The organism is Rhizobium sullae (genome assembly GCF_900169785.1).
GTDB classification, from domain to species: Bacteria; Pseudomonadota; Alphaproteobacteria; order Rhizobiales; family Rhizobiaceae; genus Rhizobium; species Rhizobium sullae.
The window spans coordinates 1-13,508 of sequence record NZ_FWER01000091.1 but is presented as its reverse complement, the minus strand read 5'-3'; the positions used below and the strand labels follow the sequence as shown (position 1 = coordinate 13,508).

Below are 13,508 nucleotides of genomic sequence, written 5' to 3'. Positions count from 1 at the left end.
AAGACGGTAGCAGTCCCCGCGCGAATGCGGCGTGATCAAGACCGGAAGCCCCGTCCTTCACGGTGGGGAGAAGTCACTTGATCGCGGCCAGCATCTGTCGTGAAATGCAAAACCGAAACCCCCTTTTTGAAAAGGCAGACGATGACCAGAGCGCTCTATTCCCTGTGCGGTGCCGACCCGCAGAATTTCTTTTCCCCGCATTGCTGGAAAGCTGTCATGGCGCTGGCCCACAAGGGGCTGAGTTTCGAGGAGATTCCGACGACCTATGCCCGCATCCGCCAGATCGGCGGCGGTTTTTCGCCGACGGTTCCTGTGCTGGAGGACAACGGCCGTCTGGTCTCCGACAGCTTTGCAATTGCGCTTTATCTGGAGGAGGCCTATCCGGATCGTCCCTCGCTTTTCAGGGGCGAGGGCGGCAAGGCGCTGTCGCGCATGGTTGAAGGCTACTCCCAGACGGTGATCCACACCGCGATCATGCGCATCGCGCTGCTCGACATTCATGCGGTTCTCGATGAAGGCGATAAGGCCTATTTCCGCGAAAGCCGCGAGCAGCGGCTCGGCAAGACACTGGAGGAGATCGCCGCCGATCGCGAGGCAGAGAAGGCCGCATTCCCGGCTAAGCTCGAGCCCATACGGCATATGCTGAAGTTCCAGCCTTTCATCGGCGGCGAGGGCCCGCTCTTTGCCGATTACATCGTCTTTGGTGCGCTGCAGTGGCTGCGTGTCATCGCCGGTCTCTCCATGCTTGCGGCGGACGATTCGGTGATGACGTGGTTCGAGCGCTGCCTTGATCTGCATGAGGGCAGGGGCCGCACTATGACAGCGGCGTGAAATTGCCGCGTCCCCCTTGTTTTCGGGGCTGCGGGCGGGTAAAGACCGCCCACTTTTCCCGCTAAACCAGAGGATTTGACCCAATGGCGATTGAACGCACCTTTTCGATGATCAAGCCGGACGCAACGAAGCGCAACCTGACGGGCGCTATCACCAAGATGCTGGAAGATGCCGGCCTGCGCGTCGTTGCTTCCAAGCGTGTCTGGATGAGCAAGCGCGAAGCAGAAGGCTTCTACGCCGTTCACAAGGAGCGTCCGTTCTTCGGCGAACTCGTCGAAACCATGACCTCTGGCCCGACGGTCGTTCAGGTTCTCGAAGGCGAAGATGCTATCCTCAAGAACCGCGAAATCATGGGTGCGACGAACCCGGCAAACGCTGACGAAGGCACGATCCGCAAGGTCCATGCTCTTTCGATCGGCGAAAACTCCGTGCACGGCTCCGACGCTCCGGAAACGGCTGCCCAGGAAATCAAGTACTGGTTCTCCGACACTGAAATCGTCGGCTGAATCGGAAGCTCAGCCGTAAGGCTGAAGCCTTTGAAATGACTCTCGAAAGCCGGGGCCTCGCTCCGGCTTTTTCATTATACCGCGGGACACTTGTCCGCATTGCTGAAGTCGGTCGTTCCGTCCGGCTTGAAGACCTCTGGGTTCTGCGTATAGAGCGGCCCGACGACGAGCGGCTTGCTCGGCAGCACCGACTGATCGACGTCCGAGACCAGCTGCGTCTTCAACTCCTGCAGCGTCGTACCCTCGGCATCGACAAGGCGGATATTAACGGAATAGGGCCTGTCCTTGCGGACGCAGTGCAGGCTCGGGCTCTGCAGCGTGATCTTGTCCCAGGCCGGGAAGACTTTCTCCTTGAGGATGATCGGATCGCCGCCGGCCGGATTCTCGAATTCCGCGATCGCCACTGTGCCGTCTGGAATAGGCGACGTCTTCTTGAGCGTGACGAGATAGGTGGCGGTCGCGACGCGGTAGTTGAACACGAACATATGGCCGCTGACTTCGACCATCTTTTCCACTTCGCGCTGACACCCGGCAATCAGCGCCGCACCCAGCGCCAGCGCCGTAACAGCCTTGATCTTCATATCGCCTCCTCCTTCTTCCGGCGGTAGTGCCGGCTCGCCTTGGCGCGGTTGCCGCAGACGGCCATGTCGCACCAGGCACGGCTTTTGTTCTTGCTGCGATCGATGAACAGCCAGCCGCAATTGCGGCATATCTTCATGCGCTCTGGATCGGGCATGGCAATGAGCCGAAGCACCGAATGCGCGGTCGCGGCGTCGAGCCCGTTGGGCTTTGCATCGCGCAGCGTCACGGCAAGTGTCTCGAGCAGTTCCGCGAGAAGACGATCGTCGTTGCCGGTCAGCACCTTCTGCCGGAAATAGCGGTCCGTCGCCTCGCGCAGCGCAATGAAGTTCGGCCTGTTTTCCGGAGCCACCGGCAGCACGTCGCCGAAAAGCGCGCGCTCGGCGCAGAATTTTGCCGCCGCCAGCGGAAAACTCTCCAGCTGTTCACGCACTGCAAAACGGTCGATGCGGCGTGATGTATTATGGCGCAGAACGACACTGTTGGCGACATCCAGCGCCAGCGCGCCGCTGGAAAAACGATGTGCGGTCCAGGCAAAGGTCATAGCGAAAATATAACTGGTAAAATGGCTTTTGCCAGTTATATTTGCAAAGGGTCCGGAGTTTTCGATGGGTTATCTTTTGCAGCAGCTGGCAAACGCGGTGCCGTTGGCAGCACTCTATGCGGCACTTGCCTTCGGCTATGCACTGGCCTTCGGCGTCACCAAACGCGCCGACATCACCTATGGTGCGATGTTTGCTTTCGCCGGGCAGATCCTGCTGCTGTTCACCGATTTTGCCTATAACCGGCTTTGGCTCGTCCTGCCCGCCTCGATCGCGATCGGCGTCCTCATGTCCTTCGTCTATTCTCTCGGGACCGGCTTCTGGATCGGCCGCTCCGTTATGCAGCCGCTCGTGCGCCGTTCGCCAAATACGGTCATCGTCGCAGCCCTCGGCGTGACCATCCTGCTCATGGAGACGGCGCGGCTGGCGTCCGATACGCGGGAACTCTGGCTCTCGCCCTTTTTCAACCGCACCGTCGTGTTCTGGAGCGACGCGTCGTTCAAGGTGACGCTGACCTATATTCAGCTCATCAATACGGCGCTCATGTGCGCGCTGATCGCGATTGGCGGCCTGGTGCTCCGGCGCAGCGCCTGGGGTCGTATCTGGCGCGCGGTAACGGATGATCCGTTCGCCGCCGAGCTCTGCGGCGTTAGCGCAAGCCGCGTCTTCCTGGGTGCCTATGTGGCCGCCGTCTTCGTCGCCACATGCTGCGGCATCCTGACGACCTTCTACTACGGCTCGATGAATTTCGGCGCGGGCCTGCTCTTCGGCCTTAAGGTGCTGATGATCGCTGCGGCGGGCGGCTATTCCGATCCGCTGAGATCCGCGGGCGGCGCGGCCGGCATCGGCTTTGCCGAAACCCTGTGGACCGCTTACGGACCGTTTCTCTGGCGGGATTTCGTCATCTTCTCGCTGCTCGTCTTCCTGCTGGTGCTGAGCAGGCGCGAGCGGGCCATTCCCTGATCATTTCCACTTGTCGCGTGCCGCGTCGTCTGCATCCTTGGCGGAGACCCAATCGCCTGCCGAGCCGTCCGTGCCATGCTCCTTCTTCCAGAAGGGCGCGGCGGTCTTCAGATAATCCATGACGAAGTTTGCGCCGTCGAATGCCGCCTGCCTGTGCGGGGCGGCGGCGATCACCAGCACGATATTTTCCCCCGCGGCGATTTTTCCGAAGCGGTGGATGGCGGTGAGCCCAAGCAGGCCGAAACGCTCGATCGCGAGATTTGCGATGCGGGTCATCTCCGCCTCGGCCATGCCCGGATAATGCTCGAGTTCGAGCGCGGCGAGCATGCCGCCTTCGTCACGGCAGAGGCCGGAGAAGGTCACGATCGCGCCAATACCGGGCTCAGCCCTCGTCAGCCGATCGACTTCGGTCTGCAGGTCGAAATCTTCGCGCTGGACGCAGATGGTGGGGGAGATGGTCACAGCACACTCTCCGCTCGATGACGGACGACGAGGTTACCGCATGCTCCCTCATTCCTGTGCTCGTCACAGGAATCCGGCGACGGCGTGTCCGCGCCGTGAATGACTCTTTCACTTTTGCAAGAGCTTCTCCCGCGCCCAAGGACTTGGGCGCACTGGATTCCTGTGACGAGCACAGGAATGAGGGAGGAGTGTGGGGCAGTCGTCTCTATACGCAGTGTTTCCATTCGTCGTCTCGGAAACTCGGCTGTTGTGCCGACATATCTCACCCGCCCGTCATCGGGGGAAAAATCCCGATCTCGCGGGCATTGCCGATCGGCTCGTCGTGTTCGGCATGTTCCTGGTCGAGCGCCACGCGGATCACGTTTTCGTATTGAAGCGCCGTCTCGTATTCTTCGCCGAGCGTCTTCAGGTGGCCGAGAAGATCGGCAACGGTGACAACGGAGGAAGGAAGCGCGATGTCTTCCTCGCTCTTGCCGATCCGTTCGCGCACCCAGGCGAAATAGACAAGCCGTGTCATTCTTCGTTGTCCACGATGTGCTTCAGGCCCGCGCGGAAATAGTCGTAGCCGGTATATATGGTCAAAATGGCGGCGATCCACAGAAGGCCGATGCCGATCTGCGTCGTGTAGGGGAAAATCTCGTCGCCCGCTGGACCTGCGAGCAGAAACGCGATCGCCACCAACTGCAATGTCGTCTTCCATTTGGCGATCCGCGTGACGGGAACGCTAACCTTGAGCGCGGCAAGATACTCCCGCAGCCCGGAAACGAGGATTTCGCGGCAGAGGATGGTGATCGCCGCCCAGATCGACCAGCCGGCGATTGTCTGATCCGCGGCCACCAGCAGCAGGATCGAGGCGACGAGCAGCTTGTCGGCGATCGGGTCGAGCATGCGGCCGATATTCGAGGTCTGGTTCCAGATGCGCGCCAGATAGCCGTCCAGGAAATCGGTGAGCGAGGCGATGACGAAGATCCAGAGGGCAACCCATCGCGCCGTATTGCTGATGGCGAGCCGTCCTTCGATAAAGAAACAGAGGACGATCAGCGGTACCGCGAGAATACGGCCGTAGGTCAGTAAGTTGGGAAGACTATATGCGCGCGATGCCATGAAACCGTTTCTCTGAATGCTTGTGCCCGTAGATGACGGGTTTGATCGCAAGCCGTCAACATTCTTTCTGGTTTTCTGCCGCCTTTGCGTGGAATTTGCGACCGCAGCCGCCTATTTAGCGGCATCGTCGTGAAAATGGTTGTAGACCTGCTTTGCGACCGTTTCGGAAATGCCGTCGACCGCCATGAGATCGGAAAGCGCTGCGCGCGAAACCGCCTTTGCAGTGCCGAAATGCTGCAGCAGCGCCCGCTTGCGCGACGGGCCGATGCCGCCGATCTCGTCGAGCGGGTTCTTGATCATCTCTTTCTTGCGCCGTGCGCGATGCGAGCCGATGGCAAAGCGGTGGGCTTCATCCCGCATGCGCTGGATGAAATAGAGCACGGGATCGCGCGGCGGCAGCGTGAAGCTTTCGCGCCCCGGCGGGAAGAAACGCTCACGCCCGGCATCGCGGTCGACGCCTTTGGCAACACCGATGGCAATGACGCTGTCCGCGATACCGAGTTCTTCGAGGATCGCGCGCACCGCGGTCATCTGACCTTGGCCGCCGTCGATCAGGATTGTGTCCGGCCAGGCGGGGAACGGCATATCGGCGGCCTCAGCGCTGGATACCGGCTGCGACCTGTCCGGAATGCCTTCCTCCTTGATCAGCCGCGAGAACCGCCGCGTCATTACCTCGCGCATCATGCCGAAGTCGTCCCCGGGCGTGATGTCGGTCGATTTGATGTTGAACTTGCGGTACTGGCTCTTCACGAAGCCTTCCGGCCCCGCGACGACCATACCGCCGACGGCATTGGTGCCCATGATGTGCGAATTGTCGTAGATCTCAATCCGCTGCGGGGCGTAGGGGAGACCGAACGTTTCCTTGAAGCCTTCGAGCAGGCGTGATTGCGACGCAGTTTCGGCAAGTTTTCGGCCATGTGCCTCGCGCGCGTTGGCAACGACATGATCGACAAGATCGCGCTTCTCGCCGCGCTGAGGCACCAGGATGGAAACCCTGTGTCCGGCTTTTTCGCCAAGTGCCGCCGCCAGGAGTTCTATTTCCTCGACAGTTTCCGACAGCATGATCTGCTTCGGCACCGGCTTGTCGTCGTAAAACTGCGCCAGGAAGGCGTTCAGAACCTCGGCGCCCGAAAGCTGCGGGTCGGCCTTCGGGAAATAGGCGCGATTACCCCAGTTCTGCCCGGTGCGGAAAAAGAAGACCTGGATGCAGGAAATCCCACCCTCGTGGTGGATCGCGAAGACGTCCGCCTCCTCGACGCCTGCCGGATTGATGCCCTGATGGCTCTGGACGTGTGAGAGTGCAGCCAGGCGATCGCGATAGACCGCGGCGCGTTCGAAATCGAGCTCTTCGGCAGCCGCGTTCATTTCCTCCGCCATATGCGCCTTCACTTTCTGGCTCTTGCCGGAAAGGAAATCCTTCGCCTCCTGCACCAGCTGCGCATAGCCTTCGTCGCTGATTTCGCGGGTGCAGGGCCCTGAACAGCGCTTGATCTGATAGAGAAGGCAGGGTCGCGTGCGCGTCTCGAAAACGCTGTCTGTGCAGGTGCGGATCAGGAAGGCGCGCTGCAGCGAATTGATCGTGCGGCCCACTGCGCCGGCGGAGGCGAAGGGGCCGAAATAGTCGCCTTTGCGGGCGCGGGCGCCGCGATGCTTGAAGATCGCCGGGGCGCGATGGTCGCCCGTGATGAGGATATAGGGAAAGGACTTGTCGTCGCGCAAAAGCACGTTAAAGCGCGGCCGTAAGCGCTTGATCAGATTCGCTTCCAGAAGCAGCGCCTCGGTCTCCGTGCGCGTCGTCACGAATTCCATATGCGAGGTCAGGCGGACCATCTGCGCGATGCGGTTGGAGTGGACCCGGCCCATTGCATAGTTGCCGACGCGCTTCTTGAGGCTGCGCGCCTTGCCGACGTAGAGCACGTCGCCGTCGGCATTGAACATGCGGTAGACGCCGGGGCTGTTCGGCAGCCGCTTGACGAATTCGCCGATCAGTTCCGCGCCGGCAAGCCCGCTCTCGTTGCCGCCGCCTTCATTCCAGTCGATTGCAGCCGGCACCGGCGCGGCGGAAAGGTCGCTTTCCACCTCGATATCGTCTTCGTTTTCGTCGGTTTCATCGTAAAGAACGCCGCCATCGGGCAGCTTCTTGGCATTCATTCCTTGATCTCCAGCACATCCGGCGTCTGCCACGCGAGATGCTGGCCGCCGTCGAGTGCAATCATCTGACCCGTGATCGAGGGCGTCTCGAACAGAAAGCGAATCGTCCGGCCGAATTCCTCCAACGCAGGTCCTCGCCTCAAGATAAGGGCTGCGACCTGCGCTTGGAAGTCTTCCTGCAACTGCCGTTCGCTTGGGATCGAGGGACCGGGCCCGATGGCGTTGACGCGAATCTTCGGAGCAAGTGCCTGCGCCATCGTCTGCGTTGCGGTCCAAAGCGCCGACTTCGACAGAGTATAAGAATAGAAGCTCGGCCGCAGCGCCCAGACGCGCTGGTCGATGACATTGACAACGAGGCCGGTGGACGTTTCCGGCAGCTGGGCGGCGAATTGCCCGGCGAGGATCGAAGGCGCCCGGACATGCACGGCGAAATGTTCGTCCCAGACACCGGCATCCATCTTTCTCAGCGAATCTTCGCGGAAGACCGAGGCATTGTTGACGAGCAGATCGATGGGGCCAAGCTGGTCTACGGCTCTTTTTATAAGGGCTTCCGTCTCGTTTATTTTCGTGAGGTCGCCTTGCATTGCGACGGCGCTTTTGCCTTGGCGCCGCAATTCCGCCGCAACGGCCTCGGCCTCGTCGATCGAGCTATTGGCATGAATGGCAACGGAAAAGCCGTTTTCCGCCAAATCCTCGACTATCGCCCGGCCTATTCTCTTGGCAGCTCCGGTTACGAGCGCCGCCTTAAGTCTTTTCTCGTTCAAAAGCGTGCCTTCTGGTCCTGCGATTCTCGGTGCGTTTCTATATAGGGGCAGGCACAGACTATATAAATAGGCCGTGACGGTTGCCTCTGTTGCCGATTTATTCTATGTAGTATTTGAGAAATGAAGTTCATAAATTAAGTATTGTCAGATTAACCAATCGTTATGGTTAACAAGTATTCTGTTGCTCTGTAGCAACATCGAATTTCAGCCGCTTCTCCGCCACAATCATTTCACAATTTGGCTCTCTCAAATCCGCAATTGCTCTCCACTTTCGACCTCGATCCGAGAGGGACATCTAGTAATTTCTCGCGAATGCTTCGGCGTAGGATAGTTTACGAAGGGCGCGGGATCGAAAGGAGAATAAGTATGCGTACATTTATTGCCAGCCTGATGGCATCCGCCTTCTTGATCGCCGGTTTTTCCGCCGCCAACGCTGCCGACGCGGTCGACCAGGTTCCGGAAGCTCCGGTAGCGCAGGCCGAGCCGGCCGCTCCGGCAGGCAACTGGGAAGGCTTCTATCTCGGCGGCGCGGGCACCTATAATAAGGGCAACTTCGGTGCAGACCGCGACGGTTACGCATTGGGCGGCCAGCTCTACACGGGTTACAACTGGCAGAGCGGCCAGATCGTCTATGGTGTCGAAGCCGATCTCGGTTATTCCGGCCTCGACAGCACGTCGGACGGCATCACCAACAAGAACCGCTTCAATGGCTCCGTGCGTGGCCGCGTCGGTTACGACCTGAACCCGTTCCTGCTCTACGCGACGGCTGGTGCCGCTGCGGCGAACAACAAGGTCAGCGGCTTCGGCGAATCCGACACCAACACGGCCTTCGGCTACACCGTCGGCGCGGGTGCGGAAGCCCTCGTGACGAACAATATTACGGCACGTGTCGAATACCGCTTCAGCGACTATCAGAACAAGGACTTCGATCTCGGCGCTACGAACGTATCGCGCGGCTATGACGAACACAGCGTCAAAGTCGGTATCGGCGTCAAGTTCTAAGTTGCCGAAAATACATGATGAAAGCCGGGCCTCGCGCCCGGCTTTTTCGCCTCAGCCGTGCGGCTTGAGTTCCCCGTAGGCAGGGAATTTCTTCTCGAATTTGCGTGCCCAGTCGATCAGTTCCGGATGGTCGGCTTCCCACTGGTCTTTGAAGCGCAGTTCCAGATAGCCGATCGTCGCCGCAAGCGCGAAATGGCTGCCGTTCAGTCTCTTGCCGATCTTCGGCGGATGCGCACTGATATGGTTCAGGCCGCTGACGGCCTTCTTCCACTGCCGGTCGATCCAGGGCTGGTGCACTTTCTCCTCCTCGCGGAAGCGGCGCTCATAAATGATCGCCAGCAGGCAATCGCAAATGCCGTCGCAGAGCGCTTCCAGAATCTCCGCCTCGGTTCGCTTACCGTTCTTTGAAGGGTAGAGCTTGCTGTTCTTGAGCCGCCCGAAATAATGCATGATCGTCACGCTGTCGAAGACCGAAAGCCCTTCATCGGTCAAAAGCGTCGGGATTTTGCCGAGCGGGTTGTTGTCAACGAGGACCGCCGGGCCGGCATTGGTATCGACGCGGATTTCGGTGACGCCGAGCTCCAGATAGTGCGCGGCCATGAGCACCTTGCTGGAGTAGGGCGATGTCGGAGAGCAAAGCAGCTTCATGTTTCACCTCGGAAAGCAGTTTCGGCGCGGGACTATTTCGCAAGTGCAGCAGGCGGTCAATCTGCCTTTCCGGCCTTCGCCTCGCCGCGCAGCCAGAAGGTGCGTTGTGAGGCGAACCGGTCTTGGGCAAGCTCATCCTTGAGCGCCGGCAGCAGCGCGTGCAGTTCGTCCTTCAGCGTGAAAGGCGGATTGACGATGACGAGGCCGGAGCCCGTCAACCCGGTGACGCCGCCGCGGTCGCTGCGCACGCTGAGTTCGGCGCACAGTATCTTCGGAATTTGGGTTTCCTGCAGCGTCTCGTGGAACTCCTTGATGGGTGCCCCCTTCTTCAGCGGATACCAGAGGCAATAGGTGCCGCCCGGAAAACGCCGGTAGGCTTTCACCAGGCCATCGACCAGGCGCTCATATTCGCCGTCTTCCTCGAAAGGCGGATCGACGAGCACGATGCCGCGCTTTTCCTTCGGCGGCAGATGCGCGCCGAGCGCCAGCCAGCCGTCGAGTTCTGTGATACGGGCATGGTGATCGCCTTCGAACAGCCGGTGAAGGCGGGCATAATCTTCCGGATGCAGCTCCATCGCCGAAAGCCGGTCCTGCGGGCGGAAGAGCATGCGCGAAAGCTTCGGCGAACCGGGATAGAAGCGCATGCCGCCCTCCGGGTTGAGTTCCCGGATCGCAGAAAGATAGGGCGCGAGCAGGTCAGCCACCTGCGGCGCAAACTCAGCTTCCATGATCTTTCCGATGCCGTCCTGCCACTCGCCGGTCTTTTGCGCCTCTTCCGAAGAAAGGTCGTAGAGTCCGACGCCTGCATGCGTGTCGAGCACGCGGAAACCCGCATCCTTCTTCTGCATGTAACGGATCAGCCGCGCCAGAACGGCGTGTTTCAGCACATCGGCAAAATTGCCCGCGTGATAGATATGGCGGTAGTTCATTTTCGCTGATGCCTGCTATGAATTTGTGTCATCGCCGTCATTTCCGGCTTTTGGGGGATGACGGCTTGGAATATAGAAAAGCCATGAACATTGCGACCCCCATTCACGCTAAATCCGCCGATCCCGGCAAGAAGGTCGGGCACACCGCCTGTCCGCACGACTGTCCCTCCACCTGCGCGCTGGAGGTGGAGATCGCGGAGGACGGCCGCATCGGCCGCGTGCGCGGCGCCAACGATCACAGCTATACGTCCGGCGTCATCTGCGCCAAGGTCGCGCGATATGCCGAGCGACTCTATCATCCGGACCGGCTGATGCACCCTTTGCGCCGCACCGGCGCGAAAGGCGAGGGGCGCTGGCAGCAGATTTCCTGGGGCGAGGCTCTGGACGAGATCGCCGAAGCCTTCGTGAAGGCCGAAGCGAAGAACGGCAGCGAGGCGGTCTGGCCCTATTACTATGCCGGCACCATGGGCTGGGTGCAGCGGGACAGCATCGAACGCCTGCGCCATGCCAAACGCTATTCCGGCTTCTTCTCGTCGATCTGTACCAACCCGGCCTGGACCGGCTTCACTATGGCAACGGGCACGCTCCGGGGTCCTGATCCGCGCGAGATGGGCCGTACCGATTGCGTCGTCATCTGGGGAACGAACGCGGTTTCGACGCAGGTCAACGTCATGACGCATGCGATCAAGTCCCGCAAGGAGCGCGGCGCCAAGATCGTCGTCATCGACATCTACGACAATCCGACGATGAAGCAGGCGGACATGGCGCTCATCGTCAGGCCCGGCACCGATGCGGCGCTCGCGTGCGCCGTCATGCACATCGCCTTCCGCGACGGCTATGCCGACGGCGCCTATATGGCGAAATATGCGGATGATCCGGCCGGCCTCGAAGCGCACCTCCAGACGAAGACGCCGGAATGGGCAGCCGCGATCACCGGGCTCCCGGTTGAAGAGATCGAGGCTTTCGCAAAGCTCGTCGGCACGACGAAGAAGACCTATTTCCGCCTCGGCTACGGCTTTACCCGGCAGCGCAACGGCGCAGTCGCCATGCACGCAGCAGCCTCGATCGCCACCGTGCTTGGCTCTTGGCAATATGAAGGCGGCGGCGCCTTCCATTCGAACAGCGATATCTTCCGCATGAACAATGCGGAGCTCACCGGCAAACCGATGAAGGATCCGGATATCCGCATGCTCGACCAATCGCAGATCGGCCGCGTGCTGACCGGAGATCCAGTGGCACTCCGCCATCGCGGACCGGTCACCGCCATGCTGATCCAGAACACCAATCCGGTAAACATCGCGCCCGAGCAGCGGCTGGTGAAACGCGGCTTCGCTCGCGACGACCTCTTCGTAGCCGTGCACGAGCAGTTCATGACCGAGACCGCCGAGATGGCCGATATCGTCATCCCGGCGACGATGTTCGTCGAGCATGACGATATCTATCGCGCCGGCGGCCAGAACCACATCCTGCTCGGCCCGAAACTCGTCGAGCCGCCGCCGACGGTGCGCACCAACCTTTTCGTCATCGAGGAGCTGGCAAAGCGCCTCGGCGTCGCAGATCGGCCAGGCTTCGGCTTTAGCGCGCGGGAAATGGTCGATCGCATTCTCGAATCAAGCGGCCTTCCGCGCTACGATTACTTCCTCGAACACAAATGGTTCGACCGCCAGCCCGTCTTCGAAGATGCGCATTTTCTCAACGGTTTCGCGCATCCGGACGGCAAGTTCCGCTTCCGGCCGGATTGGGCAAACCAGCCGGCGCCGAACCGCCCACCGGATTCCGTCGGTCTGCTCGGGCCGCATTCCGAGCTGCCGGCCTTTCCCGATCAGGTCGACGTCATCGAAGTGGCCGATGCCGAGCATCCCTTCCGCCTGGCGACCTCGCCGGCGCGCAATTTCCTGAATTCCAGCTTCTCGGAAACGAAAACCTCGCGGCAAAAGGAGGGGCGTCCCGAGCTGATGATCAATCCGCAGGACGCCGAGGCGAACGGGATCGGCCACGGTGATCTCGTCCAGGTCGGAAACCGGCGCGGCGAGGTGCGCCTGCACGCCCGCGTGACGACGGAGGTCAAGCCGGGGGTGGTGATCGCCGAGGGCCTGTGGCCGAACAAGGCGCACGTCAACGGGGAGGGCATCAATGTGCTCACCGGCGCGGACCCTGTAGCGCCCTATGGCGGGGCTGCAATCCACGACAACAAGGTCTGGCTGCGCAAGGATCCGGCATGACGAAGTTCGCGAAGGCAAAGGCGGAAGTCGTCGGCGAAACGACGCTTGCCGAAGGCTGGACGCGGCTGAGCGTTTACGAGCTTGACTATACGGATTCGAACGGCGTCACCCATCGCCTTCATCGCGAGGTCTATCACCGCACGCCGGCCGCCACGATCCTACTTTATGATCCGAAGCGCGGCTCCGTCGTCCTCGTCAAACAGTTCCGCCTGCCGCCCGATCTGCAGGGCGAACCCGCCTTCATAATCGAAACGCCGGCAGGGCTTCTCGACGGCGAAGAGCCCGAAGCGGCGATCCGCCGCGAAGCGACAGAGGAAACCGGATTCCGCATCCGCGACGTCCGGTTTCTCTTCAAGGCCTATAGTTCACCCGGCTCCAACAGCGAAGTCGTGCATTTCTTCGCCGCACTGATCGATACGACGGACCGCGTCTCGAACGGCGGCGGATTGGAAGAGGAGCATGAGGATATCGAAGCGCTTGAGGTTCCGCTCGATACGGCGATCGCCATGATCGAAACCGGCGAAATCCGCGACATGAAAACGATCATCCTGCTGCAATGGGCGGCGATGAATAGGGATAGCTTGATCGGAGCGTGTCCGCCGCAAACCTCGTCCTTCCGGGCGGGGTAAGGCGGACGGGACGCCGTTAACCATGTTCCGGTCCGGCATCCGCCGGCGCTTGCGGAACATATGAAGAACGTCCTATGGTCGTTCCGATGAAGGAACGGCTTGGCTACCGATACAGGATCTACCCGGACGCGCGGCAGGCGCGGCTGTTCCGCCAGACCGTCGGCTGCTGCCGCCTC

The 13,508-nt window shown here is 60.7% G+C and carries 16 protein-coding genes; 7 read left to right on the top strand and 9 right to left on the bottom strand.

The window, feature by feature from the left end; translation table 11 throughout:
• Positions 1–141 precede the first annotated feature (141 nt).
• Both BN1800_RS37295 and ndk read left to right on the top strand, forming a co-directional pair.
• Positions 142–831 (top strand): glutathione S-transferase family protein, encoded by a 690-nt coding sequence (locus BN1800_RS37295; RefSeq protein ID WP_087005636.1) that lies wholly within the window; start codon positions 142–144, stop codon positions 829–831.
• A gap of 83 nt (positions 832–914) precedes the next feature.
• The gene (gene ndk, locus BN1800_RS37290) at positions 915–1,337 is read left to right on the top strand and encodes a nucleoside-diphosphate kinase (RefSeq protein WP_027507359.1); all 423 of its coding nucleotides are present in this window, start codon (positions 915–917) and stop codon (positions 1,335–1,337) included.
• A 74-nt stretch (positions 1,338–1,411) separates the two neighbouring features.
• Here the strand turns inward: ndk and BN1800_RS37285 are convergent, their stop codons facing one another.
• A complete protein-coding gene (locus BN1800_RS37285; RefSeq protein WP_087005633.1) occupies positions 1,412–1,918 on the bottom strand; it encodes a hypothetical protein in 507 nt (168 codons plus the stop codon).
• On the bottom strand, positions 1,915–2,460 hold the full coding sequence (locus BN1800_RS37280) for a CGNR zinc finger domain-containing protein (RefSeq protein ID WP_087005630.1): 546 nt from the start codon (positions 2,458–2,460) through the stop codon (positions 1,915–1,917). Before BN1800_RS37280 ends, BN1800_RS37285 begins: the two co-directional genes overlap by 4 nt.
• Before the next feature lie 64 nt (positions 2,461–2,524).
• Here BN1800_RS37280 and BN1800_RS37275 point away from each other — a divergent pair, with 64 nt between their 5' ends.
• Complete coding sequence (locus BN1800_RS37275; RefSeq protein WP_027507356.1) at positions 2,525–3,421, top strand: branched-chain amino acid ABC transporter permease; 897 nt, start codon at positions 2,525–2,527, stop codon at positions 3,419–3,421.
• On the opposite strand, the gene BN1800_RS37270 is transcribed toward BN1800_RS37275, so the two are convergent.
• From BN1800_RS37270 to BN1800_RS37245, 5 genes are all read right to left on the bottom strand, one after another.
• Positions 3,422–3,883: a molybdenum cofactor biosynthesis protein MoaE gene (locus BN1800_RS37270; protein ID WP_087005627.1), complete on the bottom strand. Its 462-nt coding sequence runs from the start codon at positions 3,881–3,883 to the stop codon at positions 3,422–3,424.
• A gap of 262 nt (positions 3,884–4,145) precedes the next feature.
• Entirely contained in the window at positions 4,146–4,400 is a 255-nt protein-coding gene (gene moaD / locus BN1800_RS37260) for a molybdopterin converting factor subunit 1 (RefSeq protein WP_027507354.1), read from the bottom strand.
• Positions 4,397–4,987, bottom strand: coding sequence for a CDP-diacylglycerol--glycerol-3-phosphate 3-phosphatidyltransferase (pgsA, locus tag BN1800_RS37255; RefSeq protein ID WP_027507353.1), 591 nt, complete (start codon positions 4,985–4,987; stop codon positions 4,397–4,399). Before pgsA ends, moaD begins: the two co-directional genes overlap by 4 nt.
• A 111-nt stretch (positions 4,988–5,098) precedes the next feature.
• Positions 5,099–7,138, bottom strand: coding sequence for an excinuclease ABC subunit UvrC (uvrC, locus tag BN1800_RS37250; protein ID WP_087005621.1), 2,040 nt, complete (start codon positions 7,136–7,138; stop codon positions 5,099–5,101).
• Positions 7,135–7,902: an SDR family oxidoreductase gene (locus BN1800_RS37245; RefSeq protein WP_087005618.1), complete on the bottom strand. Its 768-nt coding sequence runs from the start codon at positions 7,900–7,902 to the stop codon at positions 7,135–7,137. Before BN1800_RS37245 ends, uvrC begins: the two co-directional genes overlap by 4 nt.
• A 366-nt stretch (positions 7,903–8,268) precedes the next feature.
• On the opposite strand from BN1800_RS37245, the gene BN1800_RS37240 reads away from it, so the two are divergent.
• The gene (locus BN1800_RS37240; protein WP_027507350.1) at positions 8,269–8,904 is read left to right on the top strand and encodes an outer membrane protein; all 636 of its coding nucleotides are present in this window, start codon (positions 8,269–8,271) and stop codon (positions 8,902–8,904) included.
• A 51-nt stretch (positions 8,905–8,955) separates the two neighbouring features.
• On the opposite strand, the gene BN1800_RS37235 is transcribed toward BN1800_RS37240, so the two are convergent.
• Positions 8,956–9,552 carry a glutathione S-transferase gene (locus tag BN1800_RS37235; RefSeq protein WP_087005615.1) on the bottom strand — a complete coding sequence of 199 codons (597 nt, stop codon included), beginning with the start codon at positions 9,550–9,552 and terminating at the stop codon, positions 8,956–8,958.
• Positions 9,553–9,608: 56 nt separating this feature from the next.
• On the bottom strand, positions 9,609–10,481 hold the full coding sequence (locus tag BN1800_RS37230; RefSeq protein WP_027507348.1) for a 23S rRNA (adenine(2030)-N(6))-methyltransferase RlmJ: 873 nt from the start codon (positions 10,479–10,481) through the stop codon (positions 9,609–9,611).
• A gap of 83 nt (positions 10,482–10,564) precedes the next feature.
• Here BN1800_RS37230 and BN1800_RS37225 point away from each other — a divergent pair, with 83 nt between their 5' ends.
• From BN1800_RS37225 to BN1800_RS44300, 3 genes are all read left to right on the top strand, one after another.
• Positions 10,565–12,703, top strand: a complete 2,139-nt coding sequence (locus BN1800_RS37225; protein WP_037140598.1) for a molybdopterin-containing oxidoreductase family protein — start codon at positions 10,565–10,567, stop codon at positions 12,701–12,703.
• On the top strand, positions 12,700–13,332 hold the full coding sequence (locus tag BN1800_RS37220; RefSeq protein ID WP_087005612.1) for an NUDIX domain-containing protein: 633 nt from the start codon (positions 12,700–12,702) through the stop codon (positions 13,330–13,332). The genes BN1800_RS37225 and BN1800_RS37220 overlap by 4 nt, the downstream gene beginning before the upstream one ends.
• Positions 13,333–13,406: 74 nt before the next feature.
• Positions 13,407–13,508: helix-turn-helix domain-containing protein (locus BN1800_RS44300; RefSeq protein WP_132568084.1), on the top strand; the 102-nt coding region annotated here is incomplete at its 3' end.

Excerpts from the sequence above, each read along its gene's own strand:
- BN1800_RS37295 (WP_087005636.1), top strand. The coding sequence starts at position 142 with ATGACCAGAGCGCTCTATTCCCTGTGCGGTGCCGACCCGCAGAATTTC.
- ndk (WP_027507359.1), top strand. The coding sequence starts at position 915 with ATGGCGATTGAACGCACCTTTTCGATGATCAAGCCGGACGCAACGAAG.
- BN1800_RS37285 (WP_087005633.1), bottom strand. The coding sequence starts at position 1,918 with ATGAAGATCAAGGCTGTTACGGCGCTGGCGCTGGGTGCGGCGCTGATT.
- BN1800_RS37280 (WP_087005630.1), bottom strand. The coding sequence starts at position 2,460 with ATGACCTTTGCCTGGACCGCACATCGTTTTTCCAGCGGCGCGCTGGCG.
- BN1800_RS37275 (WP_027507356.1), top strand. The coding sequence starts at position 2,525 with ATGGGTTATCTTTTGCAGCAGCTGGCAAACGCGGTGCCGTTGGCAGCA.
- moaD (WP_027507354.1), bottom strand. The coding sequence starts at position 4,400 with ATGACACGGCTTGTCTATTTCGCCTGGGTGCGCGAACGGATCGGCAAG.
- pgsA (WP_027507353.1), bottom strand. The coding sequence starts at position 4,987 with ATGGCATCGCGCGCATATAGTCTTCCCAACTTACTGACCTACGGCCGT.
- uvrC (WP_087005621.1), bottom strand. The coding sequence starts at position 7,138 with ATGAATGCCAAGAAGCTGCCCGATGGCGGCGTTCTTTACGATGAAACC.
- BN1800_RS37240 (WP_027507350.1), top strand. The coding sequence starts at position 8,269 with ATGCGTACATTTATTGCCAGCCTGATGGCATCCGCCTTCTTGATCGCC.
- BN1800_RS37235 (WP_087005615.1), bottom strand. The coding sequence starts at position 9,552 with ATGAAGCTGCTTTGCTCTCCGACATCGCCCTACTCCAGCAAGGTGCTC.
- BN1800_RS37230 (WP_027507348.1), bottom strand. The coding sequence starts at position 10,481 with ATGAACTACCGCCATATCTATCACGCGGGCAATTTTGCCGATGTGCTG.
- BN1800_RS37225 (WP_037140598.1), top strand. The coding sequence starts at position 10,565 with ATGAACATTGCGACCCCCATTCACGCTAAATCCGCCGATCCCGGCAAG.
- BN1800_RS37220 (WP_087005612.1), top strand. The coding sequence starts at position 12,700 with ATGACGAAGTTCGCGAAGGCAAAGGCGGAAGTCGTCGGCGAAACGACG.